Origin of the sequence: Pseudonocardia alaniniphila (assembly GCF_022524485.1) — a bacterium.
Classification (GTDB): domain Bacteria; phylum Actinomycetota; class Actinomycetes; order Mycobacteriales; family Pseudonocardiaceae; genus Pseudonocardia; species Pseudonocardia alaniniphila.
The window spans coordinates 65746-89402 of the sequence record NZ_JAKXMK010000030.1; the positions used below are offsets into that span (position 1 = coordinate 65746).

21 protein-coding genes are annotated in these 23657 nt (G+C 71.1%); 1 reads left to right on the forward strand and 20 read right to left on the reverse strand.

What is annotated here, in order from left to right; all coding sequences use genetic code 11:
* The 11 genes from MMF94_RS30820 to MMF94_RS30870 form a co-directional block, all read right to left on the reverse strand.
* Complete coding sequence (locus MMF94_RS30820) at positions 1-906, reverse strand: HpcH/HpaI aldolase/citrate lyase family protein (RefSeq protein WP_241040924.1); 906 nt, start codon at positions 904-906, stop codon at positions 1-3.
* Between the two features lie 108 nt (positions 907-1014).
* Positions 1015-2214 (reverse strand): CaiB/BaiF CoA transferase family protein, encoded by a 1200-nt coding sequence (locus tag MMF94_RS30825; protein WP_241040925.1) that lies wholly within the window; start codon positions 2212-2214, stop codon positions 1015-1017.
* A 10-nt stretch (positions 2215-2224) separates the two neighbouring features.
* Positions 2225-3538, reverse strand: coding sequence for an MFS transporter (locus MMF94_RS30830; RefSeq protein WP_241040926.1), 1314 nt, complete (start codon positions 3536-3538; stop codon positions 2225-2227).
* Positions 3539-3965: 427 nt separating this feature from the next.
* Positions 3966-5237, reverse strand: coding sequence for a sugar ABC transporter permease (locus MMF94_RS30835; protein ID WP_241040927.1), 1272 nt, complete (start codon positions 5235-5237; stop codon positions 3966-3968).
* Positions 5234-6013, reverse strand: coding sequence for an ATP-binding cassette domain-containing protein (locus MMF94_RS30840; protein WP_241040928.1), 780 nt, complete (start codon positions 6011-6013; stop codon positions 5234-5236). Before MMF94_RS30840 ends, MMF94_RS30835 begins: the two co-directional genes overlap by 4 nt.
* On the reverse strand, positions 6010-7116 hold the full coding sequence (locus tag MMF94_RS30845; RefSeq protein ID WP_241040929.1) for a substrate-binding domain-containing protein: 1107 nt from the start codon (positions 7114-7116) through the stop codon (positions 6010-6012). Before MMF94_RS30845 ends, MMF94_RS30840 begins: the two co-directional genes overlap by 4 nt.
* 40 nt (positions 7117-7156) lie before the next feature.
* Positions 7157-7756: a histidine phosphatase family protein gene (locus MMF94_RS30850; protein WP_241040930.1), complete on the reverse strand. Its 600-nt coding sequence runs from the start codon at positions 7754-7756 to the stop codon at positions 7157-7159.
* Positions 7753-8796 (reverse strand): 2-hydroxyacid dehydrogenase, encoded by a 1044-nt coding sequence (locus MMF94_RS30855; protein WP_241040931.1) that lies wholly within the window; start codon positions 8794-8796, stop codon positions 7753-7755. Before MMF94_RS30855 ends, MMF94_RS30850 begins: the two co-directional genes overlap by 4 nt.
* Positions 8793-10280, reverse strand: a complete 1488-nt coding sequence (locus MMF94_RS30860; protein WP_241040932.1) for an FGGY-family carbohydrate kinase — start codon at positions 10278-10280, stop codon at positions 8793-8795. The genes MMF94_RS30855 and MMF94_RS30860 overlap by 4 nt, the downstream gene beginning before the upstream one ends.
* Positions 10273-11811, reverse strand: coding sequence for an FGGY-family carbohydrate kinase (locus tag MMF94_RS30865; protein ID WP_241040934.1), 1539 nt, complete (start codon positions 11809-11811; stop codon positions 10273-10275). Before MMF94_RS30865 ends, MMF94_RS30860 begins: the two co-directional genes overlap by 8 nt.
* 178 nt (positions 11812-11989) lie before the next feature.
* A complete protein-coding gene (locus tag MMF94_RS30870) occupies positions 11990-12805 on the reverse strand; it encodes a DeoR/GlpR family DNA-binding transcription regulator (RefSeq protein WP_241040935.1) in 816 nt (271 codons plus the stop codon).
* A gap of 209 nt (positions 12806-13014) precedes the next feature.
* On the opposite strand from MMF94_RS30870, the gene MMF94_RS30875 reads away from it, so the two are divergent.
* A complete protein-coding gene (locus MMF94_RS30875) occupies positions 13015-14286 on the forward strand; it encodes a cytochrome P450 family protein (protein ID WP_241040936.1) in 1272 nt (423 codons plus the stop codon).
* Between the two features lie 107 nt (positions 14287-14393).
* On the opposite strand, the gene MMF94_RS30880 is transcribed toward MMF94_RS30875, so the two are convergent.
* From MMF94_RS30880 to MMF94_RS30920, 9 genes are all read right to left on the reverse strand, one after another.
* Positions 14394-14735 (reverse strand): hypothetical protein, encoded by a 342-nt coding sequence (locus tag MMF94_RS30880; RefSeq protein ID WP_241040937.1) that lies wholly within the window; start codon positions 14733-14735, stop codon positions 14394-14396.
* 11 nt (positions 14736-14746) lie between these two features.
* Positions 14747-16054 carry a Rieske 2Fe-2S domain-containing protein gene (locus MMF94_RS30885; protein WP_241040938.1) on the reverse strand — a complete coding sequence of 436 codons (1308 nt, stop codon included), beginning with the start codon at positions 16052-16054 and terminating at the stop codon, positions 14747-14749.
* 30 nt (positions 16055-16084) lie between these two features.
* Positions 16085-17194 (reverse strand): ABC transporter substrate-binding protein, encoded by a 1110-nt coding sequence (locus tag MMF94_RS30890; RefSeq protein WP_241040939.1) that lies wholly within the window; start codon positions 17192-17194, stop codon positions 16085-16087.
* Positions 17195-17237: 43 nt separating this feature from the next.
* A complete protein-coding gene (locus tag MMF94_RS30895; protein ID WP_241040940.1) occupies positions 17238-18341 on the reverse strand; it encodes an ABC transporter ATP-binding protein in 1104 nt (367 codons plus the stop codon).
* 2 nt (positions 18342-18343) lie between these two features.
* Entirely contained in the window at positions 18344-20218 is a 1875-nt protein-coding gene (locus tag MMF94_RS30900) for an ABC transporter permease (protein WP_241040941.1), read from the reverse strand.
* 196 nt (positions 20219-20414) lie between these two features.
* Positions 20415-21305, reverse strand: coding sequence for an IclR family transcriptional regulator (locus MMF94_RS30905; protein ID WP_241040942.1), 891 nt, complete (start codon positions 21303-21305; stop codon positions 20415-20417).
* Positions 21306-21444: 139 nt separating this feature from the next.
* Complete coding sequence (locus MMF94_RS30910) at positions 21445-22218, reverse strand: IclR family transcriptional regulator (RefSeq protein ID WP_241040943.1); 774 nt, start codon at positions 22216-22218, stop codon at positions 21445-21447.
* Between the two features lie 31 nt (positions 22219-22249).
* The gene (locus MMF94_RS30915; RefSeq protein ID WP_241040944.1) at positions 22250-22915 is read right to left on the reverse strand and encodes an RraA family protein; all 666 of its coding nucleotides are present in this window, start codon (positions 22913-22915) and stop codon (positions 22250-22252) included.
* Entirely contained in the window at positions 22912-23577 is a 666-nt protein-coding gene (locus tag MMF94_RS30920) for an RraA family protein (protein WP_241040945.1), read from the reverse strand. The genes MMF94_RS30915 and MMF94_RS30920 overlap by 4 nt, the downstream gene beginning before the upstream one ends.
* Positions 23578-23657 lie beyond the last annotated feature (80 nt).

The window sequence follows — 23657 nt, forward strand, 5'->3', positions numbered from 1 at the left end:
TCAGAGCCCGAGCAGTTCGGCCCGGCGGGTGATGTTGTCGGCCAGGCGCAGGTGGGCGGCGTCGACGAGCATCCCGTCGAGGCCGGTGGCGCCGCGGCCGGTCGCCTCCGCCTCGCGGTAGGCCGCCACGACCTTCCGGGCGTGTGCGATCTCGTCGTGCGTGGGTGCGAAGGCTTCGTTCGCCGGTCCGACCTGGCTGGGGTGGATGGCCCACTTGCCGACGTATCCCATCGCCGCGGCACGGTCGCAGGCGGTGCGGTAGGCCTCGGGATCGCGGTAGGCGGGAAACGGTGCGTCGATCGCGTCGATGCCCGCCGCCCGGGCGGCCACGACGATCCGCGCCCTGGCGTAGTGCCACATGTCGCCGGGATAGTCGACGACCGGGTCGAAGTTGGTGTCGACGCGTGCGCCCTGCGACGCCGAGAAGTCGCCGGCACCGAAGACCACGGCCTCGAGCCGGTCGCTGGCCCTGGTGATCTCGGCGACGTTCTGCAGGCCCTCGGTCTCCTCGATGAGCACCTCGAGGGCGATGCGCTTCTGCAGGCCCAGCACCTCTTCGAGCTGGGTGAGCAGCACGTCGACCCACCACACGTCCCGGGCGCTGCGGACCTTCGGCACGATGATCACGTCGAGGGCCTCGCGCGCCTGCGTGACGACCTCGATCACGTCGGCGTGCGCCCAGCGGGTGTCGACGGCGTTCATGCGGATCGCGCGCACGGTGCGGCCCCAGTCGAGGTCCCGCAGCGCAGCGGCAGCCTTCCCCCGCGCGGCCTCCCGCTGGGCCGGGGCGACGGCGTCCTCCAGGTCGAGGAACACCAGATCGGCTCCGGAGGCGGCGGCCTTCGCGAACATCCACTCGTTGCTCGCGGGCGTGGCGAGCTCGGAGCGGCGGGCCCGGACGGTCATCTCTCGCACCTCTTTCTCCAGTGTCGCGGAAACGGGGTTCCTTGCCCGGAGGCGGGTAAGACGCTCTCGTTTCCTCGACACTGGCGTTGTCGGGATGCGGGCACGGCGTCAGATGACACCGTCGGCCTGCATCCGGCGGTAGCGGTCAGCGTCGAGGCCGAGGAGGTCCAGATAGACCTCGTCGTTGTGCTCGCCCAGCGCGGGACCCAGATGCTCGACCCGGCCCGGCGTCTCGGAGAACCGGGGGACCGGGCCCTGGACGCGCATCGTGCCGAGGTCGGGGTCGGGATGTGCGGCGTAGACACCGCGGGCCTGCATCTGGGGATCGGCGAGGAGCTGCTCGGCGTCGTAGATCGGGGCGGCGGCGACCTGCTCCTCGTCGAACACGTCCATCACGGTGTCGAGGGTGCGCTCACCGATCCACTCGGCCATCACGCGGTCGATCTCGGCGGCGTTGGCCAGCCGCTGCTGCGCCTCGGCGAACCGAGGGTCCTCGGTCAGGTCGGCGCGGCCGACCGCCCGCAGGGCCCGCATCGCGATGGTGGGCGCGCTGCCCGACATCGCCAGCCAGTACCCGTCCTTGGTGCGGTAGGCGTTGCGCGGCGCGCTGATGTCCCAGCGGTTGCCCGTGCGCCCGGCCACGGTGCCGAGCTGGTCGTAGGTCAGCACGGGCTGCTCGATGAGCCGCGCGAGGGGCTCGATCAGGTTGATGTCGATGTGCTGACCTGTACCGCCGTGTACGTCACGGTGATACAGCGCCATCATCACCGCGTAGGTGGCCGTCAGCGCGGCGACGCCGTCGCCGAGCATGAACGAGGGCAGCGTGGGCGGGCCGTCGGGATGCCCGGTGATGTGGGCGAACCCGCTCATCGCCTCCCCGAGCGTGCCGAACCCCGGGCGGTCGCTCTTGGGACCGCCCGCACCGAACCCGGACACGTGCAGCATGACCAGGCCCGGGTTGTCGGCCTGCAGCCGGGGATAGTCGAGCTCCCACCGGTTCAGCGTGGACGGCCGCAGGTTCACGATCAGCACGTCGCTGTGGCTCACCAGCTCACGCAGCAGGTCCCGTCCCGCTTCCTGGCGCAGGTCGAGTGTGGCCGACTTCTTGTTGCGTCCCAAGCTCTTCCACATCAGCCCGACGCCGTCCTTCTGCGCGCCCCACTGCCGCAGCGGGTCGCCGCCGCGGGGCTGCTCGATCTTGATCACCTCGGCGCCGAACTCGGCGAGCCAGGTGGCGACCAGCGGTCCGGCGGCGAGGGTGGCGGCGTCGACCACCCGGATTCCGGATAGCGCGCTCTCGGTGGTCATCCGTTCCTCCTCATGATCCGGCTCCCGCCGCGCTCGATCGCGCGTCTCCCATTCCTGCGACCGGTCGACCCGCCACCGATGCCGTGGGCGCGCTGCGCATGCCGAACGCCCAGGCGAGCGCGCCGACGAGCGCGAGCCCGGCCGCCACCACGAGCGGGACGACGAAGGAGCCCGTCGCGTAGACGAGCGCCCCGGTGACGATCGGGCCGAGGATCCCCCCGACGTTGCCCAGCCCGTTGACGAAACCCGTGGCCGAACCGGACAGGTTCAGGCTTCGCATGATGTCCGTGGTGGCGGCCCAGACCGCACCGTTGGAGAAGATGATGCCGGAGGTGGAGACCGACAAGCAGAGCACCGCCACGGCGCCCGACGCGGAGAACGCGGTACCCAGGATCGCCAGCGCCGCCACCATCCCACCGACCAGCACGATCTTGCGCGCGTCCAGCGAGGACATGCCCCGCCGCACGGCGACGTCGGAGATCCGGCCGCCGAGCAGCCCGACGACGAACGCGCAGATCCAGGGGATCGAGGTGGTGAATCCCGAGCTCAGCACCGTCATGCCCCGGTCCTGCACCAGGTAGCTGGGCAGCCAGGTGATGAACGTGTAGAGGATGTAGAGCAGGCAGAAGTACCCGCTCGTGATCGCCCAGATGTCGCGGTGCCTGATGATCGCGCTCCACGGGGCCCGGCCCTCCTGCTGTGGGGGCTCCTGGTCGGCGACGATGAGCTCTCGCTCTCGCCCGGTCAGCCTGCTGTCCTCGAGGGGATGGCGGTACCAGGCGTACCAGATCACCGCGGCCAGCAGCGACAGCGTGCCGGACGCGATGAAGCAGCTCTGCCAGCCGTACGTGCTGACCAGGAACGCGAGACCGGGCGGCCCGACCGCGGTGCCGAGCGCGACTCCGGAGATGAACATGCTGCTGCCCGTGCCACGCTCCGACTTCGGCAGCCAGTCGGCGAGCGTCCTGATGGCGGCGGGAGCGAACGGCGCCTCGCCGACGCCCAGGAGCAGCCGGGGGCCGAACATCGCCGCCACGGACCCTGCCAGCGTGGTGAGGAAGCTCGACACCGCCCAGATCAGGAGTGCCGCAGAGTAGAGAATCCGCGTGCGCACGCGGTCGACGAGCATGCCCGCAGGCAGGTTGAGCAGGGTGTAGGTCCAGGTGAAGCTCGACAGCAGCAGACCCATGACCGCGGCGTTGGTGTGGAACTCGGTGGTGAGCACGGGAGCCGCGATCGAGAGGTTGACCCGGTCGATGTACGCGATCGCGGTGATCGCGAGAACGAACGCCGCGACGAGCCAGCGCCTGCGGGTTCTGAACATGAGCTGATCCTCCTGGCACGTCCGTGTGCAGCGGGGGCGACCGCGGCGGATGCGGGTGTGGGCGGTTCAGGTCGTGCGCTGTCCGGCCGCCGGGCCGGGGAGACGGTGAACAGGAGGTCCGGGGGAGGGAAAGGGTGGTGCGGCGTGCCGAGCGCAACGGACGGCGCCGGACACTGCGCGATACGGTCCGCCCTCGACGTCATTGTGGGAAATCCTGCACCGGGAAATGTGAAATATTGTACTTTACTTTCTCCAGTACATCACCCGACGCGTCCGGCGTCAATGTCGAAGAATTGTCCGAATCGCATTCTTCGGTGGGCTCTGTTCGGCGGCTGCCGGAATGCCCGAAACAGTCGGAGACGTCGCGGGGGCGGTGGCACCCCTCGTGGCCACCGCCCCCTCCCATCCGACCGAAGGCGCCAGCCGGTCACGCCCGTCCGTGCGACGCGCGGCTGCGCCTCGCCACCGAGTCCAGCGCCACCGCCAGGGCGAGCACCAGCCCGGTCACCATGAACCGGAACGAACTGTCGAGGTTCAGCAGCGTCAGGCCGCTGGAGATCGACTGGATCACCAGGATCCCGAGCAGTGCCGCGAAGGCGTTGCCGCGCCCGCCGAAGAGGCTCGTGCCGCCGATGACCGCAGCCGCGATGGCGTTGAGGTTGACATCGCCGCCACCGCTGCTCTGGTTCGCAGCTGCCAGCCGGGCCGCCGCGAGCACGCCGCCGAGCGCGGCGAGCCCCGAGCAGAGCACGAACACCGATATGTAGACCCGGGACACGTTGATGCCCGCGCGCCGGGCAGCTTCCACGTTGCCGCCCACCGCGTACACCGACCGTCCCCACCCGGTGCGCGTGAGCAGGTAGTGCATCACCACGACGAGCGCCACGAACAGCACGAACATCCAGCCGACGCCGCGACCGCGGTTGAGGTACCAGACCGCCGCCCCGAGCCCGACGAGCACGGCGGCGCTCTCGGCCGCGATGAGCTGCGTGGAGCGTGCCGACAGCCCGGCCCGCCGGCGTTCCCGCGCCAGGAGGAACCGGCTGGCGAACAGTCCTGCCGCCGCGACCAGCACGAGCACGTAGGAGAGCACCTCGGGCACGAACGCGAGCTGCGCGAAGAACACCAGCCCGGAGGTGAAGGGCAGGTTGATCGCACCGGCCGCGCCGAGCAGCCAGAGCTGCGCACCGAGGAACCCGAGGAGCCCGGCCAGCGTCGCGACGAAGCTCGGCACCCCGAAGCGCGTGAACATCTGCGAGTAGAGGAACCCGATCGCGCATCCCGCCGCGACCGCGGCGAGGAGTGCGACCCACACGGGCAGGTGCCGGCTCACGTACGTCACGGCGAGGATCGCCGCGGCCAGGCCGCTGACCGAGCCGACCGACAGGTCGATCTGCCCGACGAGGAGAACCGCCACGATGCCGAGGGCGATCACGCCGACAGCGACGCTCTCCATCGCGAGGTTCACGAGGTTGGCGGGCGAGAGGAAGATCGGGTTGAGCACCTGGAAGACCGTCCAGATCACCACGAGCCCGGCCACGACGGGCACCACGCCGAGGTCGCCCGACCGGATCCGCTCGAGTGACCCGGCGACCGCACCCCGCACCCCGACGGACCGCCGCAGCCGTTCGTCCTGCCGGTCGAGCGCCTCCCCCGAGGCCGGCGGCGCGGCCTGGGGACCACTGTGGATGCCGGTCACGGCATGCCTCCCGCCTGCGCGGCGGCGCGACGGGTCACGGCGTTGTCCGTGGCCCCGGTGATCGCAGCGATGATCTCCTCGGATGTCACGGAGGCGACGTCGAAGACACCGTTGTTGCGTCCGAGCCGCAGCACGGCCACGGAGTCGGCCACTGCGCGGACATCCTCCATGTTGTGGCTGATCATGATCACGCCGAGCCCTCGCTCGCGCAGCCGCTCGATGAGGTTGAGCACCTCGGCGGTCTGCGCGACACCGAGCGCCGCCGTCGGCTCGTCGAGAATGATGATCTTCGGGTCCCCGAGCAGCGACCGGGCGATCGCCACGGTCTGGCGCTGGCCGCCCGAGAGCGACGCCACCGGCACACGGACGGTGGGGATCTTCGCCGAGAGCTGGCGCAGGAGCTCCCAGGCCCGCGTCTCCATCGTCACCTCGTCGAGGCGCCGACGGCGCAGCTCGCGGCCGAGGAACAGGTTCTCGACGACGTCGAGGTTCTCGCACAGGGCGAGGTCCTGGAACACGGTGGCGATCCCGAGTGCATGGGCCGCCGCCGGGTCGGTGATGCTCACCGGCTCGCCGCCGAACGTGATCGTTCCGGAGTCGGGCGGGTGGACGCCGGCGAGCACCTTCACCAGCGTGGACTTGCCGGCACCGTTGTCGCCCACGACAGCCACCACCTGGCCAGGTGCGACGTCGAGGTCCACATCGGTCAGGGCGGCGACAGCACCGAAGCTCTTGCTGATGCCGCGCAGCGCTAGCGCCGGACCACCGGCCGTCATGCGAGCCCGGCCTGGCTGCAGGCGGTGGCGTACTCGGGGGTGCACAGGTCCGAGGCCTTGATCTCCCCGGAGTCGATCAGCACCTCCTTGAGGTTCTCCTTGGTCACCACGGTCGGCGTGAACAGCTCGCTGGGGGTGTTGAACAGGGTGGTCTTGCCGGCCGGGCGCTCACCGTTGACGAACTGGAGCGCCGTGACCGCGGCGGCCTCGGCAACGATCTTGATGGGCTTCGAGATGGTGTTGTACTGGTCGCCCGCGATGATCCGCTGCGCGGCCGCGAGCTCGGCGTCGTTGCCCGTCACAGGCGGCACCGGGGCGCCCGCGGCCTTGAACGCGGCGATGGAGCCGCCGCCGGTGCCGTCGTTGGCCGCCACGACGCCCACGATCTGCGGGCCGAACTTCGTGATCTGGCCGCTCACCCAGTCCTGCGCCTTCGACGGTTCCCAGTCGGGGGTGTCGAACTCGGCGAGCAGCGGCAGGCCACTGGGGTCGATCGAGGAATGGATGCCCTTCTTGATCAGGCCCGCTGCCGCGTCGGTGGGCGAGCCGTTGACCTGCAGCAGCCCGCCCTGCACACCGTCGGCCTCGAGCTTGTCGACCAGCGACTTCGCGATCATGGAGCCGATCGCCTCGTTGTCGAACGAGATGTAGTAGTCGGCAGGCACGTCCGGGATCGGGCGGTCGTAGGCGATCACCGGCACACCCTGGGCCCGTGCGGTGGTGACGATGCTCGCTGCCGCCGTCGAGTCCACGGGGTCGAGGACGATCGCCTTGACACCCTGCGCAAGCGCCGAGTTCGCCTGCTGCTGTTGCTGGGCGGCGTCACTGTTGGCGTTGGCGTAGACGACCTCGCAGCCCGCACACAGCTGCTTGACCTTGGCCTCGAACAACGGCCGGTCGGCCAGCTCATAGCGCGTGGAGGCGATGTCGGGCATGAGGAACGCGACCTTCGCGTTCTGCGTCTCGCCGTCGCCGCCCGCGGCGGGCGTGCCGCCGCCCTCGTCGACGTCCGCGCACGCGGTGAGACCTGCGGTCACCACGGCCGCTAGGGCGACGGCGAGGGCCTTGCCCAGATGACGACTACGGAGAGCACCATTGCTCATGACCACTCCTCTGCACGAAACACCACAGGACGGGGGAACATCACGGGACGGGGACGTTGAGGGAGAGCAGCGCAGCGGGGGCCGCGCGGTCGGCGGGCACGGCCACCTCGGTGACCGCACCGTTCTCCAGTCGGGGGAAGACGTGCCGGTAACGGGCCACGGGCAGGCCGATCAGCGTGCACAGCCCGAGCCGCAGCAGCGTGTTGTGCGCGACCACCAGCACGGTGGATCCGCGCGCGGCGAGAGCACGCAGCGTCTCGGCGGCCCGCTTCGCGGCCGCGGCCGGATGCTCGGCTCCCGGGAAGGGGTGGGCGGCCGGATCGGCGCGGAACCGGGCGGCGACATCCGGATCGAGCTCGTCGAGCGTGAGCCCCTCGGCGACGCCGAAGCCCACCTCGCGCAGGTCGTGGACGATCTCCAGCTCGGTCTCGCAGGCCAGTGCACTCGGGCGGGCCGTCTCGACGGCTCGGCGCAGCGGCGAGGCGACCACTGCGTCGACGCCGCGCTTGCGGGCCCAGGAGGCGAGCCGCTCGGCCTGCAGCACACCCGCGGGGGTGAGGTCGATGTCGCTGTGTCCGCCGGCGTAGCGGTTCTCGGCGTGCCAGACGGTCTGTCCGTGCCGGGCGAGCAGCAGGGTCATCGGACCCGCGCGAGGACGTCGGGGTTGGCGCAGTGCAGCGGTGGCCGGCCCCGCAGCCATCGGCCGGCCTCGGCCGCCACCATCCGGCTCGCCCGCTCCGCGACCGCGCGGCTGGCCCCGGCGAGGTGCGGGGTCATCACGACGTGCGGGGCGTGGCGCAGCGGATGGTCGGGGGGCAACGGCTCGACGTCGAACACGTCCAGGCCCGCGGCGAACAGGTGCCCGTCGGTGAGGGCCGCGGCGAGGGCGGTGTGGTCCACCAGCGCTCCTCGCGCGCAGTTGACCAGCACGGACCCCGCAGGCATCGCGGCGATGCGCGCGGCGTTCATCAGGCCACGGGTCTCGTCCGTGACGCGCGCGTGCAGCGACACGACCTGTGACGTCGCGATCAGCTCGTCCAGCTCGACGAACCGAACGCCGGGCGGCAGGGTGGCCGGATCGGCGTAAGGGTCGGCCACCAGCACGTCGGCACCGAACGCCAGCAGGATCCGCGCCACCCGCGAGCCCACCGCCCCGGCACCGACGAGCCCGACCGTTGCCCCTTCCAGTTCGAGCCCGGTCTCCTCGTAGGCGTAGAGCGAGCTCTCCCAACGCCCGTCGACGACGCCGAGGTGGCTCTGCGGGATGCGGCGCATCGCGGCGAGCACCAGCCCGACGGCGTACTCCGCGGTGGAGGTGGCGTTGCGTCCGGGTGCGAACGTCACCGCGACGCCGTGCTCGGTGGCCGCCTCGAGGTTCGCGTTGACCGGCCCCCCGCGCGACACGGCGAACAGCTCCAGATCGGGGCAGGCCGCGAGGATCCGGCGGGTGAGCGGCGCCATCTGTGTCAGGCACACGCGGACGCCCTGCAGGGCCGTCATCAGCTCTTCCTCGGAGCCGGACGCCTCGTCCACCTCGGCGACCGGGCCGAAGGGCACGTGTGGCCACGGGAGCTCCAGCTCGCGGACGTCGAACGCTCCCTCGGTGGCCAGGTCCGTCGCCAGCAACCGGTTCAGCACGAACCGGTCGCCGGCGACGAGGGCGCGGGCCCGGGTGGTCATGCGTCGTTCCTCTCGGTGCGCGCCCGCGCGTGTGCGGCGAGCTCTGGGTCGAGCCACCCCCGCCGCTCCAGCGCATCGACGAACGCGCGGTGCGCGCGAGCGAGGGCGGCGGTACGGGTGAGATCGGGTTCGAGCGTGCGATGCAGGCGCACGATCCGTTTCGCAGCGCCTGCGATGTCCCTGTCGTGGGCGCCGGCGGCGAGCACGGCCATGCCGAGCGCGGCCTCCGCGTCGGCCGGTACCCGCACGGGCACGCCGAGCAGGTCGCAGCGCAGCTGGTTCCACCAGGGGTTGCGGGCTCCGCCGCCGGTGGTGCTCACGGGGCCGCAGACGTCGGCACCGGCGTGGTGGAGGAGGTCGAAGCAGAGCCGCTCGACGTGCGCCACGCCGTGGCAGACGGCGGCGAACCGGGTGGCCGGATCCGGGATGTCGAGGCCGAACCCCTGCGCGTCCGGTGCCACGAACGGGAACCGCTCGCCCGTGCCCGCCAGCGGATAACACAGTGGAACGTCGTGGACCTGGGCGGCGGCCGCGGTCAGCCCGTCGAGATCCTCGTGCGGGAACAGCTCGCTGATCACGCCCGCGCCCGTGCTGGAGGCCCCGCCGGGAAGCCAGAGATCCCCGTGCGGGGCGCGGTGGGAGTAGACGGCGCCGGTGGGGTCGTGCAGAAGCGTTCTGCTCACCCACTTGAGCGTGAGGGTGGTGCCGAGCACCGCGTTCCACTCGCCGGGCTCCAGCGCGCCCGCGCCGAGCTGGGCGGCGCATCCGTCCGTCATCCCCGCGACCACCGGGGTGCCCGGCGGGAGTCCGGTCTCGTCAGCGGCCGCGGCGCCGACGGTGCCGAGCACCGAGCCCGCCCGCTGCACGGGCGGCAGCACGGCGGGGTCGAGGTGCAGCCGGGCCAGCACGTCGAGGGGCCAGCACTCCTCGAGCAGGTCGTACCCGGTCTTGAGCGCGTGGCTCGAGTCGGCGGCCACCGGACGGCCGACCAGCCGGGTGGTGATCACGTCGGGTTGATGGGCCAGGCGGGCGCCGTCACGCAGCAGGCCCTGGTCACGCCACCAGAGCAGCTTCGGCAGCGCCCAGGCGGGCTGCATCCGGTAGGCGAGGCGGCCCCAGAGGTCCGATCCGGCGTTCTGGGCCTCCTCGGCCAGGTCGCCTGCGCGGATGTCGTCGTACATGAGGCCGGGCGTGCGGGGGGTGCCGTCGGGTCCGGTGAGCAGCACGGTCCCGGACGTGGCGCAGACGGCCAGTCCGCCGATTGCGCGTGTGCCCGCGCCGGCGATCGCGGCCGTCACCTCGGCCAGCGCGGCGGATGTGGCGGACCACCACTGGTCGGGGTCCTGCTCGTGGCGTGGACCGTCACGGTGGCTGGTGAGCGGCCGTGACGCGGCGGCCAGCGGGGTGCCGTCGTCGGCGACCGCGAGCGCCCGGACGCTCTGCGTGCCGAGGTCCACGCCGATCCAGGCGAGATCCTCAGACATGCAGCGCACCCGGGCGGGCCGCGCGCCAGTGCGCCCATCGCTGTGCGGCGAGGGCCCGGGTGGCGAGGAACTCGGCGTGCTCGGCGTCGTACAGATCCTGGACCGTGCTGTCCGGAACGAAGCGATGCCGCTCGCGCACCAGCGCCGCCGCGGCCGCGGACACGTCCGCATAATCGCCGAGTGCGGCGAGCGCCGTGAGCAGCGCGCCCTTCGCACCGGTCTGGGTGTCCTCGGTGCAGACGGCGTCGACGCCGGTGACGTCGGCGATGAGCTGGCACCACAGTGGACTTGCGGTGCCCCCGCCGCAGAGTCGCAGGTCGGTGGGCGCGGCGGTTTCGGTCGGACCCGCGCTGCCGCTGCGGACGGCGGTGAGGCAGTCCCGGATCACGTGGGCGAGGCCTTCCAGCACCGCCCGTGCGACGTGATCCCGGCCGTGGGCGAACGTCGCACCGGTGAGCAGGCCGCTCGCGGCGGCGTCGAGGAACGGCGCGCGCTCGCCCGCGGGGGAGAGGTAGGGCAGCATGCGCAGCCCGTCGGCACCCGGGGGTGCCTGCGCGGCGAGGTCGGACAGCACTGCGGGGCCGGGCAGGCCGAGCAGCGCGACGGCCCAGTCGATCACGCCGGTGCCGGCGAGCGTGGGGAAGACACGCAGCAGCCGCTCCGGACGGCCGAGCGCGAGCGTGAGGCCGCTCGGCTCGCCTGCGGTGTCCGGCCGCGTGATCACCGTCTCGGTGCAGAGCGTCGTGCCGAGCACGCTCGTGGCCTGGCCGGGATCGGTGGCTCCGCTGCCCACCGCGGTGGCGGCGACGTCGAAGGGTGCGATCACGACCGGCGTGCCTGCGGGGATCCCGAGCTGAGCGGCGGCGTCGGCGCTGAGCGGGTGCACACGGTCGGAGTCGGGGATGAGCGGGGGGAGCAGATCGCGCCGGTGCTCCAGCCCGTAGAGCGCGACGAGCGCGTCGGAGTAGGCGCCCTTCCCGATGTCGAGCCACGGCGCTGACGCCTCGGACGTGTCGATCCCCAGCACGCCGGTCAGCCGCAGGAGGAGCCAGCTGCCGCAGGTCAGCACGGCTGCGGCCCGGTCCAGGACATCCGGCTCCTCGACGTCGAGCACGCGGAGCACGGCGTTGGGGAGCCCCGCGTTGGTCAGCGAGGCGTTGGTGCGGAAGGCCTCGTCGAGCACGCCCTCGCTGCGCCAGGAGGCGACGATGTCGGCCGCGCGGCCGTCGTTCCAGAGCACGGCGGGCCGGACCGGGCGCCCCGCCGCGTCCACCAGCCAGGCACCGTCGCCCTGCGCGGTGAAGGCGATCAGCCGGACCGGGCGATCCACTCGCTGCACGGCCTCGCGCACCGTGGCGACCACGGCGTCCCACACCTCGCCCATGTCCTGCTCGGAGCGTTCGCGCGTGGGATGAGCCACGGCCGTGTCGCGACGGGTGACGACGAGCTCGCGGCCGCCGGCATCGAAGACGACCGCCTTGATCACGGTGGTGCCGGCGTCCACGCAGAGCGCCACTGCGTCCGAGGTCATCGACGGCTCCTCCGTTCTCCAGCTCGGGTGCGGGGCGACGATCAGTAGACAGGCGATGACCCCAACTTCGCAAGATTTAACATCGGAGAGTGAGAGCCGCCGAGAAAATGCAGTTCAGTGAGCGTTCGAGACCTTCCTCGGGGGCCGAACTTAACATCCGATCTCATCCAGCCCCCGTTTAAGGGAGCGCGACGATGTCGATCCGTGCCCCGCGAGCGCGCAGGCCCGACACCACGGCGGAGGGAGTCGCGCTGTCGACGAGCACACGGTCGAGCGTGGAGAGCTCGACGAGCCGGTGCAGGGCACGCTTCGCGAACTTCGTGTGGTCGACGAGCGCGACGGTGCGGGCCGCGCTCGCGATGAGTGCCCGGCGGGTGATCACGGTGTCCTGCGACTGGATGTAGCAGACGCCGTCGGTGACCGCGGTGGTGGACATGACGAGGAGGTCGGTGCGCAGGTCGGCGGCCGCCTCGGCCGTGGCCTGGCCCAGGAACGAGTCGTAGGCCGGGTCGTAGCGACCACCCAGCCCGATGACCTCGACACCTGCCCGTCCCGCGAGCGCACGGACGACGGGCAGGAAATGGGTGACCACCGTGAGCGGCGCCTTCTCCGGCAGGAGCCGCGCCAGCGCGAGAGCGGTGGTGCTGTCGTCGAGCGCCACGACCTGACCTGCGTAGACCTCGTCGGCGAGCGCCGCGGCGGCCAGCGCCTGCTTCTCGGCCTGCTCGGCCTGCATGCGGTGCGGCAGGTCGCCGTGGAAGGTGGCGGTGGGTGCGCTCGTGGCGCCGCCGCGCACCTTGCGCAGGAAACCGCGCTCCTCGAGTTCGTCGAGATCGCGGTGGACGGTCATGATGCTCACGCCGAACTCGCCCGCGAGCACGTCCACGCGTACGAAGCCCGACTCGGCCACCCGCCGTCGTACCGCCTCACGCCGCATCTCGGGGCTCGTGCGGGCACCGGCGGCCAGGTACGGGTCGGGCATCGCGTCGGACACCCGCTCAGCCTTCCATCGCGGGGCCGGACGCGGCCATGGCGCTACGTGATGACGACGTGCACCGCTACCGGGCACCGTGAACCGGCTGCTATCTCGAGCGCACGATGCGTCCGCGATCGCCGGTTCGTCCCTGTTTCTCGGCTGAATCGTACCGATCGACTCTCGACGAATTCGCGGCATCCCGTGGGGTGGCATCCCGGCGTCCTGAGATGCTGACAGAAAGTCACCAGCTCAGCGTGGATCGGTGTCAGGATTTATCGGTGGAGGCTCGATTGTCCGGTTCCATCCCGCCCGCGCCCTTTTTTCTCACTACCGATCTCGATGAGCGTCATCGGCTGTACGGGGAGCTCAGCAGGTCCGGCCCGGTGCACCGGGTCGTGCTGCCCCACGGTGAATGGGCGTGGCTTGTCGTCCGCTACGAGCAGGCGCGCGCCGCGCTCACCGATCCGCGGCTGGCCAAGACCGGACCGCCCTTCGCCGCCGAACTGGATCCGGCCCTGCGCTGCGCCATCAACAGCAACATGCTCAACGTCGATCTGCCCGAGCACGGCCGGCTGCGGCGGCTGGTGGCCGCCGCGTTCACCCGGCGGCGGGTGGAACGGCTGGCTCCGCGGATCCAGCAGTTGACCGACGAACTGCTGGATCCGCTCGTGGCACGGGCGGCCGACTCCTCGTTCGATCTCGTCGCGGAGTTCGCCTATCCGCTGCCGGTCGCGGTGATCTGCGAGTTGCTCGGCGTGCCGGAGAGTGGCAGGGAGAAATTCCGGGAATGGTCGTTCGCCGACGTCAATGCGTCCGTGATCGGGGTGGAGGCGTACGCCGAGGCGGCCACGGCGTTCGTCGAGTACCTGCGCGACCTCATCGCGCGCAAGCGCCGAGAGCCCGCCGACGATCTGACATCGGCCCTGGTCGGGGCGCGTGACGGCAGCGACTCGCTCACCGAGGACGAGCTCACCTCGATGATCTACCTGCTGCTGGTGGCCGGGCATGAGACCACGGTCAACCTCATCGCCAACGGCGTGTACATGCTGCTGCGCAGACCGGGGGCGTGGGCGGTGCTGGGCGCCGAACCGGAGCGTGTGCCCAGCGCGGTGGAGGAACTGCTGCGCATCGACGGGCCGGTGCAGACGAGCACGCTGCGGATCGCCGTGGAGACCTTCGAGTTCGCCGGTGTCACCATCAAGGAGGGCGACACCGTGCTGGTGGGATTGCTGGCCGCCAACCGCGACACCACCACCCGGCCCGACGCGGAGGAACTCGACCTGACCCGCTCTCCCAACCAGCACGTCGCGTTCGGTCACGGCATCCATCTCTGCCTCGGGGCACCGCTGGCGCGGCTGGAGGCGCAGGCGGCGTTCACCGGCCTGCTCGCCCGGTTCCCCGGCCTGCGGACGGCCGTGTCACCGCACGAGATCGTCGCCGAGCCGGGCCTGCTGATGAACGCGTTGCGCGCGCTTCCGGTCACGACCCGGCCGGCGTGATCACGATGATTTCCGGGCGGGGCCGGAAATCATCGTGACGTCGACCGATGTGCAGTGAAGCAGAATTCGCTGAATCGGTAGGAGTTCGGTCCACGCCCGACCGGGAGTCACGTCGATGCGCTGTGCCGGCTCCGCCTCCGTTCCGTCTCCGCAAGCCTGTCCCGCAAGCGCGTGAGCGTGGCGAGCGCCTGTGTCCGGTCGCCGTCGCCGATGTGGTCGTGCGCCTGCCAGAGGAGCTCGAGCCACTCGGGGGCGTCCGTGTCGCCCGCCTGGGCCGCCATGTCGGCGAGGGTCCAGAGCGCGTCGATCTCCGACTCCCGGTAGGCCAGTTGATCAGCCCGCGGCGAGACCTCAACCTGGTGGATGACCAGGGCGACCGTGTCGACGTCCAGCGTCTCCACGTCCACGATGTGCCACGGGTCGGCCCCGTTCGTCTCCCCGTTGATCATCGAGCGGACGCTCATCCCGGCGTCACGCGACCGGGCGTCAGCTCGGACATGTGCTCCGCGAGCACGTCCTCGAACTCGGCGTGCTGCGACACCACGTCGTAGCCCCGGGTACGGAACGCCCAGGCTTGCTTGGCGAGGGCAGGCTCCACCCCGTCGGCGAGGTCCCTGGCCATCTTGATCAGGCGCCGGCGCATCGCGATGATCGCGATGTCGCTCGTCCCGAGGTGTTCCTTGCTGCGGTCGAGCACCGGCTCCATCGTCTCGGTCATCGCCCGGTCCTCCTCGGGCGGCGTCCCGAGGATTCCGCTGAACCGCTTGGTCCGCTGCACGTGTCGGTCGATCTTGAAGTCGTTGTCGCGGTTGAGCGGGGACCGGCGCGTGTCGATCACATACCCGTCGGCGAGCTCCCACGGATGCAGCGGCTGCCCGTTGTTCCGCCCGTTCGCGATGGCCTCCTCTGCGGAGAGTGCACGGTGCGGGTGCCAGACGAAGGAGAACGACATCGAGTTGTGGTCGTCGATCGGGACGACGATGCGCCCGGGGCGCTCGGCCGACCCCGGTGTCTCCGATGTGGACGGCACGAGCCAGTGCGAGAACCGCCAGTAGTAGTCGTCCTCACCACCGACTCGCCTGCCGCCGTAGACGAAGCCGTAGTCGGTGCTCTTCACGGTCAGCGACGGCGACCGGTCCTTGGTGACGTACTCGGTGAAGTTCTCGACGAACCGCGCCCACTTGAGCGTGGTGCCCGGATTGAGCGTGCGGTGCAGGAACGACACATGCGCCGTGTCGATGTCGCCCTCGAGCGTCTGCAACCAGTTGCATTCGACGAGGCTCGCGCTGATCACGCGTTGGTTCGCCGGAACGTCGGCCCACTCGTACTCGGGGAACTCCGGCTGCTTGTCCGGGGGCCCCATGTAGGCCCACACGAGCCCTCCGCGCTCCTGCGTGGGATATCCCGGGGCGCGTACCTTGTCCTTGAAGTTCGAGCGCGCCGGTTCCGACGGGATGTGCAGGCAGCGGCCCGTCACGTCGAACTTCCAACCGTGGTAGATGCACCGCAGGCCGCCCTCCTCGTTGCGGGCGTAGAACAGGTTGGCCCGCCGGTGGGGGCAGTAGGCGGACAGGACGCCGACCTTCCCGTCGGTGTCGCGGAACGCGACCAGATCTTCACCGAGGATCCGGAGCCGGACCGGAGCGCCGTCGGGATCCTCCATGTCCTCGCTCGCCACGACCGGGAGCCAGAAGCGGCGGAACAGTTCGCCCATCGGGGTCCCCGGCCCGACCTCCGTGATCAGCTTGTTGTCCTCAGGCCGAAGCATGTGCGCGTCCTCCCGTGCCGGTGGCCGGTGTCATCGGGACCGCCCGAAGACGGTCTGGAACTGTTCGAGGTACTTCTGCTGACGCTCCAGCTCGGTGTAGTCGACCGGCCGGGGCGGGGTGACGGCGTCGAGCTCGTCGAGTGGGGGGAAGCCGGGCGGGCCGGGCACGCCGTCACGTACCGGGTACTCGTTCCCCTCCTGGGAGAGGCAGGTCTGCCCCTCCTCGCTGAGCAGCCAGCTCTCCAGCAACCGGGCCGCGTTGGGGTGCGGGGCGTTCGTGATGACGCCGATGAAATGGCCGGTGACCGGCGAGGCACCCGTCACGGGGAACACCCACTTCAGGGTGGAGCCCTCGGCGAGAGGCGGTCCCGTCATCTGGTCCAGCCCGCCCATCATCACCGCATACTCGCCGCTGCGCAGCGCCTCGATGGCCGGCTGAACGCCCTGGATCAGGGCCGGTTCGTTGGCGGCGTAGCGCTCCAGCCACGCGTCGTCGGTGGCGCCGCCGGTCTGCAGGAGCTCCTGCAGGATGCTGAGTCCGGCCCCGGGGCCCGTCGGGTCCGGCATCACGATCTTGCCCTTGAGCCGGGGGTCGGCCAGGTCGGTCCAGCTCTTCGGGGCCTCGTCCGGGGAGATCTGGGCCGTGTTGTAGGCGATCCCGGCAACGCGCCTGGTGTCGACGACGAACGCGTGGTCCGGGCCCCAGGCCTCCTCCGGGATGCCCTGGACGTCCGCGGGTGTGAACGGCGTCAGGATCCCGCTCTTGGTGAGGGCGAGCATCGTCGTGGAACCGGTGCGCAGGACGTCGCCGACGTTCTGACCGCTGACGTGCTCCTGCTCGAGCCGGGCCTGGGTTTCCCCGACCATGTACTGCGACTCCACGGTGATGCCCGGGAAGCGCTCCGAGAACCGGTCGTAGCAGGCGTTGCCCTTGATCCCGTAGACGACGACCTTGTCCTCACCCGCGGCCTGCGCCGCGGCGTACAGCTCCTGGACCGGCGCTCCGACCGCCGACTGCCGGCCCCCTCCCGTGTCTCCTCCTGAACCGCACGCCGCGAGCAGGAGGCCGACTGCCCCCGCCACGGCTGCCAAGAACCAGCGGGATCGTCGTCGTCCCAGCTTCGTCGCTGCCGACTTCATCGCCGTCTCCTCCGTCGCGCCTTGTCTTCGCCACGAGCTGCGCTCAGGCGCCGATCTCCACGAGCTCCTCCGGCCGGATGCTGAGGTCCACCTGGTCACCGCTGACCGGGACCGTGCCCTGCGTGGCGGCCCGGACGTCCGCGTCGCGGATCCGTGCAAGGAGCGCGACCTCGCCCGCTTGCACCTGGATCTCGAGGTCCTCTCCGAGGTAGGTCACCGTGCTGACCCGGGCGCGGAACGACAGCCCGGGTTGAGGCACGCCCGGGGCGAGCCGGAACGCACCGGCCCGCGCCGCGAGCTCCACGATGCTGCCGGGCGGGCGCACGCTGGTGGTCGCGCACCGGACGAGGGGACCGTCGCCGCCGAGCCGAACCAGCGCGCCGTCGCGGTCCGAGGCGACCACCTCGGCCGCCACGAGGTTGTCGAACCCGATGAAGTCGGCCACGAACCGGTTGGCCGGGCAGGTGTAGATCTCCCGCGGAGTGCCGATCTGCTGGACGACACCGGCCTGCATCACCGCGATGCGGTCGGAGAGCGCCATGGCCTCCGTGCGGTCGTGCGTGACGTAGATCGACGTCGAGCCGAGCGTGTCGTGCAGCCTTCGCACCTCACGGCGCATCTGGGACCGCAGCAGGCTGTCCAGGTTGGACAGCGGCTCGTCGTAGAGCACCACCTGGGGACGGTTGACCAGCGCACGTGCGAGCGCGACGCGCTGTTGCTGCCCGCCGCTGAGCTTGCTCGGGAGCCGCCCTCCGTACTCGGCGAGCCCGACCACGTCGAGCATCTCGGCGACCCGGGCCGCCACTGCGGTGCCGTCCAGGCGCGCCCGCCGCAAGGGATAGGCGACGTTGCCGAAAGTGGTCATGTGGGGCCACAGGGCGTAGCTCTGGAAGACCATCCCCATGTTGCGCTTCTCCGGCGGCACGAACACGCCGCGGGACACCATGGGCTCGCCGTCGAAGTGGATCTCCCCGCTCGTCGGCCGCTCGAGGCCCGCCACGCAACGCAGGGTCGTGGTCTTCCCGCAGCCGCTCGGCCCCAGGAGGCTGAGGAACTCGCCGTCCTGGACGGTGAGGTCGAGGTCGTCGACGGCGGCAGCGCCGCTGTCGAACCGCTTGGTGAGTCCGGCGATGTCGATCTGCGCCACAGCTAGTCTCCTTCGGCCGCCGTGCGGAGGGGCACCGCAGGCGACGGCTCCCTGGCCGGCGCAGCGGTCGGAACGGACCCGGCGAGCGGGGACGGTTCGGCTGTCGGGGCAGCGGTCGCCGCCGGTGCCGGCCGCGCGCGCAGCACGCGGGTGCCGACCGCGCGCACCGCGAGCGCGAGGACCAGCACCGCCGCCATCGCCGCCAGCATGAGCGTGAAGACGGCGGCCGCTTCGGACGAGCGGCCGGACTCGGTCATCTCCAGCAGCACGACCGGGACCGTCTGGCTTCCCGGTCCGGAGAGGAGCACCGGCACCGCCAGCTCGCCGGCCATCACCACACCACAGATCAGCCACCCCGCCAGCAGGCTCGGCAGGATCAGACGCAGGACCACCCCGATCACGGCGCGCAGCCGGCCCGCCCCGTGCACGCGCGCGGCTTCCTCGAGCTGCTTGTGCACCTGTGCGATCGCCGCGTTGGCCAGCCGCACGGCCACCGGCGTGGCCACGACGATGAGGCCGAGCATGACCAGCCAGATCGAGGCGAAGAGCGTGCGCAGCCCGGGGACCGAGAGGTACGCCCAGAGCATCCCGAGTCCGAGCACGACACCCGGGACCGCCCATGGCAGCCACGTCGCGCCCTCCAGCACCCACCGCAGCTTCGACGTGCCGCGCTGGACGATGTAGGCGATGAGCGTGGCCAGCGCCACCGCGAGGAACCCGCCGACGACCACGACGAACGCCGTGTTCTGCAGCGCGGAGATGACCCCGGGCTCGCCGAGGACCGTGCGGTAGTGATCGAGGGTGAGCCCGGAGGACAGCACGCCGAACACGGACTGGACGGAGCCGAGCACCAGCTGCACCAGCGGGAAGGCCAGGGCCAGGAGCGCGAAGGCGCCGACGGCCGCGGTGCAGAGGTACTTGCGGGGCCCGAGGTCGAGGAGCTCGATGCGCTGGCCCTTGCCGCCGAGCGTGGTGAAGTCCCGCCTGCCGAGGAACCGCCACATCAGGACGACCAGGACGACCATGATGGCCATCACCAGCACGGACAACGCGCTCGCCTGGGCGTACGCGGGAGGGAAGTGGTTGCGCAGGTAGTCGTAGATCTGGGTCGAGAAGACCTCGATACCCGCCGGGGCGCCCAGCAGGAGCGGCACGTCGAACGACTCGAGCCCACGCACGAACCCCATGAGGGCGAGCGCGAGGAGCACCGGCGCGAGTACCGGCAGCTCGATGCGGAAGAACGTCGCGGTCCTGCTCACGCCCGCCATCAGGGAGGCCTCCCGGAGCGCCGGGTCCAGCGTGCGGAAGACGCCGAGCATGAGCATGTAGTTGATCGCCGTGATCTTGAGGACGGCGACGGCCACGATGCCGGGCCAGGACCGCACGTCGAGCGGGCCCTCCTCGACGGGGACGACCAGCCTCAGGATCTGGTTGAGCAGGCCGGTGCTCGAGTTGCCGAGCATGGCCCAGCTGATCCCGAAGAACAGGAACGGCAGGGTGATCAGCGTGATCATCATCGGCGTCACGAACCGGCGTCCCGGCGTGTTCGTCTGAGTGACCACCCAGGCGAAGAAGACGGCGAGGACCAGCGAGATCACCATCACCGAGAACGAGTAGGCCGTCGAGTTCCAGAGCAGCTCGTAGGTGGCGGGTTCGGTGTAGGCGTCGACGAAGCCCTGTAACGACCACTCGCCGGGGAAACCGGGGGAGGAGGTCCGGAATGCGCCGACCACGACCATGACGGCCGGGTAGACGAAGAGAACGAGGATCACGAGACCCAGGGCGGCCGCTCCGAGGAAGGCCAGCGGCCGCGCACCGCGGCGACGCAGCGCCGGCAACGCGGAGAGGCGGGCACGGTTCGGCGGTCTGGTGGTCACTGGTGTTCCGCCCGGCATGCGGTTCCTCCACATCGAGGCGCGGCGCAGGATCGTGCGGATCCGGCGTTGCGGGATGAAGGAAACGTATGCGCGGGCGGAACAGTCCCGGGTGGATCGGACCCTGTTTTCCGCTGGCGCGAATAAGCCGGGTTTCGGGCCTCTCAGCCGGCGTGCGCGTCCCGACGTGCGGAGGGCGTCACAGCGAAGCCGCGTCGGCCAGCAGGTCCTCGCCGATCCGGGAGACGGCTTCCTGGAGCGGGTCGAGCAGCGCGCGGGTGGGCACGGCGCCGATACGTGCGGTGGGCGCGGACACAGCGACCGCCGCGAGGGCCGTGCCGTCGGGGCGCCGGACCGGCATGGCGACGGCAGTGATTCCGTCCTCCGACTCGCCGACGTTGGTGGCGTAGCCCAGCTCCCGCACCGTCTCCAGTTCGTCGCTGAGCTCGTTGAGCGTGGCGATGCTCCGCCGGGTCATCGGCAGCAGCCGGTGGCCGGCGAACAGGGCCCGGAGCTTCCGTGGAGGAAGCTCGGCCAGCAGGGCCTTTCCTCCCGAGACGGTGTGACACGGCAGGACCGTGCCCACCCGGACGATGGTGCGGAGGGGACGCGCACCGCGGACGCCGCTGATGAATCGGCAGAACAGTCCGTCCAGCACGATCAAGGTGATCGTTTCCTCGACGGATTCCGAGAGCCGTCTGAGGTGCGGGCGCAACCGGACGGAAAGATCGTCTGCGGGCTGGGCCGCGGTGGTGAGGGCCCAGAAGGCCGGACCGGTCCGATAGGTCCGGGTGTTCACGTCCGCCGTGACGAACCCGCGGTGGGCGAGCGTCGACAGCAGTCGGTGGGCGGTGGACGGGGCGACGCCGAGCTCGCGGCTGACGTCGGTGACCCGCAGCTGCCGCTGTTCGGGGAGCAGGGCGAGCAGGCGCAGGGCCCGGTCCACCGACTCGAGCGCGTACGGCGGCAGCACGGCGGATGCGGGTGCTGCGAGATGCTCGTGCGTGGCGCGAGACGCCGTTCGCGAGCGGGGTGGGTGATCGAAGGGATCGTGAGCCGTAGTTGCCCGAGGCGGTTCCGTCGCGGTCATCGCTCCTCCTTGAGCAGCACCACACGGGAGGAATCCCGGATCAAGCTACGGACGGTTTCCTTTCAGCGGCAAGACGCCCCGGATGGTTTCCGCATGGAAGAAAAAAGTCGCGCCGGGCGGTGAGTTCGGCGCGGAGGAATCACGGGCCTGACTGCTCGATCAGCCTGTGGACGTCGTCCACCGCAGCGAGAAGCTCGTCGGCGAAACGGCGTTCGGCCGCGTCGTCGGTCATGCGGGTCGACGGAACGGCGATGTTGAGGGCGGCGATCGGCGTGCCGATCCGGTCCCGCAGGCATGCCCCGACCGCGCTGATGCCGATCTCCGCCTGCTCGCGGTTGATCGCGTACCCGCGTCGCCTGATCTCCTCGAGCTCGGTCCCGAGCTCGTCGAACGTGCGCAACGAATGCGGGGTCGGAGTCGGCAGGACCAGCTCGGGCAGGTGGTGGGCGAGCTGCTCCGTCGGCAGCGCGGCGAGGATCGACTTGCCACCGGCGGTGCACGTGGCGGGGAGCAGAACACCGGTGCGGCTGCCGACCCGGACGGTGCGGCGGCCTTCCGCGCAGTCGATGAACCGCACGCAGCCCCGCTCCAGCACGAGCAGGCTCGCCGTCTCGTGCGTGGCCTCCCTGAGGGCTTCGAGCGCAGGGCGCGCCACGGTGCGCAGGTCGATGCGACCGATCACCGCGAAGCCGAGCTCGGCGAGCACCGGGCCGGGCCGGTACGGGGTGTTGGGCCGGTCCTGGACGACGAACCCGTGCTGCATCAGCGAGGACAGCAGCCGGTGGGCCGTGGAACGGGCGACGCCGAGCGAGTCCGCGGCGTCGGACAGCCGGACCGGTCCGCGTTCGGCGACGAGTTTGAGCAGGTGGAGGGCGTTGTCCACCGAGGACAGTCGATTGATCGGGTTCGGCATGACGGGCCTCGACCTCCGGGGCGGTGGGTGGTCACATCCGCTCGTCCGGCCGCTGCATGTGGTGATAGCCGTGGCGCACCCTGGCCTGTGCCAACGTCGATTTGCCGGCGAGGACGTCGGCCAGGATCGCCTCCTCGCCTGCCGCGATCAGCGTGGCTGTCCCCAGCACCGCGTCCTCCATACCGGCGGGGACGACGACGATCCCGTCCGGATCACCGAGCACGAGGTCGCCCGCCTTCACCTGGACGCCCCCGATCGACACCGGGCCGCCCACGTCGGACACCTCGACGCGATCCTTGCCCGTGCGCATGAATCGACCCCGGCTGTGGATGGGGTAGCCGAGCTGGAGCGCCCGCGCCACGTCGCGGCAGACCCCGTCGATCACGGTGCCCGCGACGCCCCGGTCGGCCGCGATCGTGGTGAGGATGTCGCCCCAGACCGTGCAGTCCGTGCGCCCGGCGTTGTCCAGCACGACGACCTCTCCCGGGGACACGTCGTCGAGATAGTCGCCGACGGTGCCGGGCGAGGCCCCTGCGGCCACGTATCGAACGGTGAACGCACGGCCCCAGAACCGGGCCGACGTGTCGGAGAGCGGGCGCAGCCCGTAGGCGCTACCGGGCAGCCCGAGGCGGTCGAGTGCGTCGGAGACCGTGGCGGTGGAGAACCCGGCCAGGGGATGAGTGGGTGGAGTGGTCATCGCTCACTCTCCTCGGACTCGATCGACGGGAACCGCGAGTCGTGCATGACGTCGGTGACCGGGCGCCCGGCGCGGACCGCGGCCACCATCGCCGCCTCACGCTCGACGATCCGCTCCGCGAGGCCGATCACGTCCCCGCTGCGGTCGTGGGGGACGAACACCACGCCGTTGCGGTCGGCCAGAACGAGGTCACCGGGGCGGACGCGGATGCCGGCCACGTCGATGGGCTCGTCCATCGCGAGTTGGACGATGCGGCCGCGCGCGCTCACCGGCACGACAGCGCGGCCGAACACCGGGAACGCGAGCTCCTCGCTCTCCGCGATGTCGCGGCACGCCCCGTCGATCACCACTCCGCGCAGGCCACGTCCCTCCGCCGCGACGGCCAGGATGCCGCCCCAGCAGGAGACGTCCGTGCGCCCGGCGTTCGCGATCACCAGCACGTCGTCGGCGTGGGCCGCCTCGATCGCCGCGGTGGCGATGTGGTCGGCGGGTCCCTCCGACGGGCGGGGGCCGGCGCGCACGGTCCGGACGAACCCTGCGACGACACCCGGAACCGGCCACAGCGGCCGCAGGCCGGTGGTGGCTCCGGCCAGCCCCAGCGTGTCCAGCGCATCGGACACCGCGCAGCTGTCCAGGGCCCGCAGCCGGTCCAGGAGGTCCACCTTCAGTTCCGTCCCGTCGCTGCTGTGTCTGATGGTTCGCTCGCAGGCTCGCTCACGCATCCTCCTCGCTGACGCTCGTC

Bases quoted from the DNA above. Each gene is read 5' to 3' on its own strand.
- MMF94_RS30820 (WP_241040924.1), bottom strand. From the start codon at position 906: ATGACCGTCCGGGCCCGCCGCTCCGAGCTCGCCACGCCCGCGAGCAAC.
- MMF94_RS30825 (WP_241040925.1), bottom strand. From the start codon at position 2,214: ATGACCACCGAGAGCGCGCTATCCGGAATCCGGGTGGTCGACGCCGCC.
- MMF94_RS30830 (WP_241040926.1), bottom strand. From the start codon at position 3,538: ATGTTCAGAACCCGCAGGCGCTGGCTCGTCGCGGCGTTCGTTCTCGCG.
- MMF94_RS30840 (WP_241040928.1), bottom strand. From the start codon at position 6,013: ATGACGGCCGGTGGTCCGGCGCTAGCGCTGCGCGGCATCAGCAAGAGC.
- MMF94_RS30845 (WP_241040929.1), bottom strand. From the start codon at position 7,116: ATGAGCAATGGTGCTCTCCGTAGTCGTCATCTGGGCAAGGCCCTCGCC.
- MMF94_RS30850 (WP_241040930.1), bottom strand. From the start codon at position 7,756: ATGACCCTGCTGCTCGCCCGGCACGGACAGACCGTCTGGCACGCCGAG.
- MMF94_RS30855 (WP_241040931.1), bottom strand. From the start codon at position 8,796: ATGACCACCCGGGCCCGCGCCCTCGTCGCCGGCGACCGGTTCGTGCTG.
- MMF94_RS30860 (WP_241040932.1), bottom strand. From the start codon at position 10,280: ATGTCTGAGGATCTCGCCTGGATCGGCGTGGACCTCGGCACGCAGAGC.
- MMF94_RS30865 (WP_241040934.1), bottom strand. From the start codon at position 11,811: ATGACCTCGGACGCAGTGGCGCTCTGCGTGGACGCCGGCACCACCGTG.
- MMF94_RS30875 (WP_241040936.1), top strand. From the start codon at position 13,015: ATGCTGACAGAAAGTCACCAGCTCAGCGTGGATCGGTGTCAGGATTTA.
- MMF94_RS30880 (WP_241040937.1), bottom strand. From the start codon at position 14,735: ATGATCAACGGGGAGACGAACGGGGCCGACCCGTGGCACATCGTGGAC.
- MMF94_RS30885 (WP_241040938.1), bottom strand. From the start codon at position 16,054: ATGCTTCGGCCTGAGGACAACAAGCTGATCACGGAGGTCGGGCCGGGG.
- MMF94_RS30890 (WP_241040939.1), bottom strand. From the start codon at position 17,194: ATGAAGTCGGCAGCGACGAAGCTGGGACGACGACGATCCCGCTGGTTC.
- MMF94_RS30905 (WP_241040942.1), bottom strand. From the start codon at position 21,305: ATGACCGCGACGGAACCGCCTCGGGCAACTACGGCTCACGATCCCTTC.
- MMF94_RS30910 (WP_241040943.1), bottom strand. From the start codon at position 22,218: ATGCCGAACCCGATCAATCGACTGTCCTCGGTGGACAACGCCCTCCAC.
- MMF94_RS30915 (WP_241040944.1), bottom strand. From the start codon at position 22,915: ATGACCACTCCACCCACTCATCCCCTGGCCGGGTTCTCCACCGCCACG.